General features: G+C 74.2%; 1 protein-coding gene. It reads right to left on the bottom strand.

From position 1 onward, the window contains the following. The coding region (locus tag J1C73_RS10225) for a non-ribosomal peptide synthetase (protein ID WP_207316052.1) at nucleotides 1-4753 on the bottom strand (4753 nt) is incomplete at both ends.

Consider the following 4753-nt stretch of genomic DNA (forward strand, 5'->3'; position numbering starts at 1 on the left):
CGCACCAGGTCGCCGGTGCGGTACATGCGCTCGCCCGGTCCGCCGAACGGGTCGGCGACGAAGCGTTCGGCGGTCGTAGCGGGCCGGTCGTGGTAGCCCCGCGCCAACTGCACACCGGCGAGGTAGAGCTCCCCCGGCACCCCGTCGGGCACCTGGCGCAGGAACGGGTCCAGCACGTGCAGCCGGGTGTTCCACACCGGGCGGCCGATGGCGACGGCGGGTCCCGCGCCGCCGTCGTGGTCGTCGTGGTCGTACGCGAAGAAGGTCACGTCCACCGCGGCCTCGGTGGGCCCGTAGAGGTTGTGCAGTGGCACGGGGGCCCGCCCGGAACGGGAGGTCAGCTCCGACCAGTCGCCGGCCTGGGCACCGGTGAGAGCCTCGCCGCTGCAGAACACCCGCCGCAGACTCGCCGCCCAGTCCGGGTGGTCGGTGGCGGACTCCAGTGCCTGGGTGAACGCGGCCAGCATGGACGGCACGAAGTGCAGCGTGGTGATCTGGTGCGACCGGATCAGCCCGGCCAGGTAGCCGGGGTCACGGTGGCCCCCGGGGCGGGCGAGGACGACGGTCGCTCCCTCCACGAGAGGCCAGAAGAACTCCCACACGGAGACGTCGAAGGCGGCCGGGGTCTTCTGCAGGACCCGGTCGTCCGCGCCGAGCCCGTACTCCCCCTGCATCCACGCGAGCCGGTTGACCACGGCCCGGTGGGTGACGGCGACGCCCTTGGGGCGCCCGGTGGAGCCGGAGGTGTAGATCAGATAGGCCGGGTGGTCCGGACCGGCGGGCTGTACCGGGACATCGGGGACAGTCCCGTCGCGATCGGCCTCGTCGTGGCCGTTCTCGTCGCGGCCGTCCTCGTCGCCGTCGGCCTCGTCGCGGTCGACGAGAACCAGGCCGAGTCCCGGCACGGCGGGCAGTCGCCCGGCCGCGTCCGCGGTGGTCACGACCGTACTGGTGCCGGAGTCGCCGAGCACGAACGCGACCCGCTCGGCGGGGTAGTCGAGGTCGACAGGCAGATAGCCGGCGCCGGTCCTGAGGACGCCCAGCAGCGCGACCATCAGTTCGGCCGACCTGGGCACGGCCACCGCGACGTAACGCTCCGGTCCGGCGCCGCGCGACCGCAGCCGGCGGGCCAGCACCTCGGCCCGCCGGTCGAGTTCGGCGTAGGTCAGGGTGGTGTCCTCGAAGACGACGGCGGGGGCATCGGGGGTGCGGGCGGCCTGCGCGGCGAACAGCGAGGCGAGCGTGGCCCCGGGGACGGGCCGTGCGGTGGCGTTCAGCCCGGCGAGGTGTGCCTGCTCCCGTTCGGACAGCAGGCCGGTCCGGGCCACGGTGCGGCCGGGCTCGGACACCAGGGTGCGCAGCAGTGCGGTGAACCGGTTGGCGAGGACGGCCACGGTCACCTGGTCGAAGCGGGCGGCGTCGTGCTTGAACCTCAGCAGCAGCCCGCCGCTGCCGGGCTCGACGACGAGCGCGAGGGGGTAGTGCACGGCGTCGAGGACCTCGCTGCCGGTGATGCGCAGCGCTTCCGCTCCCCGGTCGGCGGACAGCTCGGCGGCCGGGTGGTTCTCGAACACCACGAGCGTGTCGAAGAGTTCGCCGCCACCCGCGATCCGCTGGATGTCGGCCAGGCCGAGGTGCTGGTGGTCCAGGAGCGCCGTGTGCTCGTCCTGGACCCGGCGCAGGAGTTCGGTGAGCGACTCCTGCGGGCGCAGGCCCACCCGGGCGGGGACGGTGTTGATGAACAGGCCCACCGCGGCGTCCAGGCCCGCGACCTCGGTCGTCCGGCCGGACACGGTGGTGCCGAAGACGATGTCGCGGCTGCCGGTGAGCGCGCCGAGCAGCAGCGCCCACGCGCCGTGCACGACGGTGCTCAGGGTGAGGCCGTGGGTGCGTGCGCAGGCGGTGAGGGCTGCGGTGAACTCCTCGGGCAGCCGGGTGTCGACCTGCTCCGGCCTGGCCGGGGCCCGCTCGTCGTCCGCCGCCGTGGAGAGGACGGAGAGCCGGGTCGGCCCGTCCAGCCCGGACAGCGCCTGCCGCCACGCCTCCCGTGCGGTGTCCCGGTCGCGGGCGGCCAGCCATGCCAGGTACGGGCGCGGGGAGGTGGGTGCGGGAAGTTCCTCGCCCCGGTAGGCGGCGGTGAGTTCGCGCAGCAGCACGGAGACCGACCAGCCGTCGGCGACGATGTGGTGCAGGGTGAGCAGCAGCCGGTGCCGGTGGCCGTCCCGGACCAGGGTGGCGCGCAGCAGCGGTGGCCGGGCCAGGTCGAAGGGCTCCGCGCGGTCCTCCCGGAGCACGTCGTCGAGGGTGGTGTCGGCGGTGTCGGTCTCCCGCCAGGGCAGGGTGACGTGGCCGGCGAGGCGCTGGACGACGTCGCCGCCGGGGAGCTGGCGGAACGATGCGCGCAGCAAAGGGTGCCGGTCCAGGAGCAGTTGCAGGGCCCTGCGCAGCCGGTCCGGGTCGATGAACCCGTCGAGTTCCAGGAGTTCCTGGACCAGGTAGTGGTCCGCGGAGCCGGCGTCGAACGCGGCGTGGAAGAAGAAGCCCTCCTGGAGCGGGGAGACGGGCAGCGCGTCCTCCTCCAGCCCGTCCGCCGCGGTCGCGGCCGGGTCCGGCGCCGTCCCGGCGGCGCGGGCCAGGGCCTCGACGGTGCGGAGCCGGAACACGTCGCGCGGGCTGATGGTGAGTCCGGCGTCGCGGGCGCGGTTCACCAGCTGGATCGCGACGATGCTGTCACCGCCCAGCTCGAAGAAGCTGCTCCGGACACCCACAAAGGGCAGTGCGAGCAGTTCGGCGAAGAGAGCGGCGAGCGCGGTCTCGGCCGGGCCGGTGGGCGCGTCGGTGCCGCTGACCGCGGTCCACCGGGGCTCGGGCAGGGCGCGGCTGTCGAGCTTGCCGTTGGGGGTGAGCGGGAGGGGGCCGTCCAGGACGACGACGGCGGTCGGCACCATGTGGTCCGGCAGGGCGCCGGCCACCTGGGCCCGTGCGGCGGTGACAGCCGCCTCGGTGGCGGTGGCGTCGCCGTCCCCGACCAGGTAGGCGACGAGGCGCTTGACGCCCCGGTGGTCGTCACGGACCAGGACGGCGGCCTGGGCGATCCCGGGGCCGGACATGAAGGCGCTCTCGATCTCGCCCGGTTCGATCCGGTGACCGCGGATCTTGATCTGGCCGTCGGCCCTGCCCAGGAACTCCAGGTTGCCGTCGTCGGCCCAGCGGACCCGGTCGCCGGTGCGGTACATCCGGGCGCCGGGCTCCCCGTACGGGTCGGCGACGAAGCGCTCCGAGGTCAGGGCGGGCCGGCCCAGGTAGCCGCGGGCCAGGCCGCGCCCGGCGACGTACAGCTCGCCCTCGACGCCCACCGGGACCGGACGCAGTGCCACGTCCAGGACGTAGGTGCGGGTGTTGGGGTCGGGCCGGCCGATGGGCGTGGGGCCGGGCCGGCCGGAACGGGATTTCCACAGAGTGGAGTTGACGCTCGCCTCGGTCAGTCCGTACGCGACGACGACCTGGAGCCGGCCGGACCAGCGGGCGATCAGCTCGCCCGGTACCGCTTCGGTACCGACGACGAGGACGGCGTTCTCGGGCAGTTCGCATTCCTGCGGCAGCGCCGAGACGAGCGACGGGGGCAGGATCATGTGGGTGGCGCGGTGGTGTGCGATGTAGTCGGTGAGGGCGGGTCCGGCGACCCGCCGCCCGGCGGGAACGACGATGATCCGGCCGCCGGCGCACAGCGACATGATCAGGTCCCAGACCGTCACGTCGAAGCCGACGGAGGCGAACTGCACGACGCGGCTCTCGGAGGTGACACCGATCCGGTCGGTGGCCGTGGCGATGAGGCTGCCGACGCCGTCGTGGGTGACGATCACGCCCTTGGGGCGGCCGGTGGAGCCGGAGGTGTAGATGACGTAGGCGGCTTGGTCCAGGGCGACCGGGGTGCCCGGGTCGGTGTCGTCCTGGGCGGCGAGGGCGTCCGCGGTGGCAGGATCGTCGAGCAGCAGGTGGGCGGCGTCCGCCGCCGGGAGGTGGTCCGCGAGTTCCCGCACGGTGAGCACGGTGGTGGCCCCCGCGTCGGACAGCATGTAGGCGGTCCGGTCCTGGGGGTGGTCGGCGTCCAGCGGGAGGTAGGCGGCGCCGGCCTTCATCACGGCGAGCAGCGCCACCACGAGTTCCGGGGAGCGCGGGAGTGCCACGGCGACGACGTCGGCGGCGCGCACGCCGCGGGAGGTGAGGAGCCGGGCGAGCCGGTTGGCGGCCGCGTTGAGCCCGGTGTAGGTGAGTTCGCGGTCCTCGCACACGAGCGCGACGGCCTCGGGCGAGCGGCGCACCTGTGCTTCGAAGGCGGCGGGCCAGGAGAGTTCGGCCACTTCGCGCGGAGAGGTGGCGAACTCGCCCAGCAGCCGGTCCCGTTCGGCGCCGGAGGTGAGTTCGATGCGGCCCACGGGCCGGTCGGGGTCCTCGGTGAGGGCGCGCAGCACGGTGCGGAAGCGGCGTTCGTGGTTGCGGAGGGTCTCCTCGTCGCAGCGGTCCGCGTCCGCGTCGAGGTGGACGGCGATGCCCCGGCCGCCGCGGGTCTCGGCGAATCCGAAGGCGAGGTCGCTGACCGGGCCGAGCCACTCCGGGCGGAGTTCGGCGCCCAGCCCCTCGAAGCCGAATCCCTGGCCCCTGGGCAGGATGTTGACGGTGGGGCCGACGAGCTCCGGGACGCCGTCGACCAGGCCGAGGTCCCTGGCCAGGTCCTCGGCCTGGTCGACGGCGT

It is taken from the genome of Streptomyces laculatispora, from assembly GCF_017353455.1.
GTDB classification, from domain to species: Bacteria; Actinomycetota; Actinomycetes; order Streptomycetales; family Streptomycetaceae; genus Streptomyces; species Streptomyces laculatispora.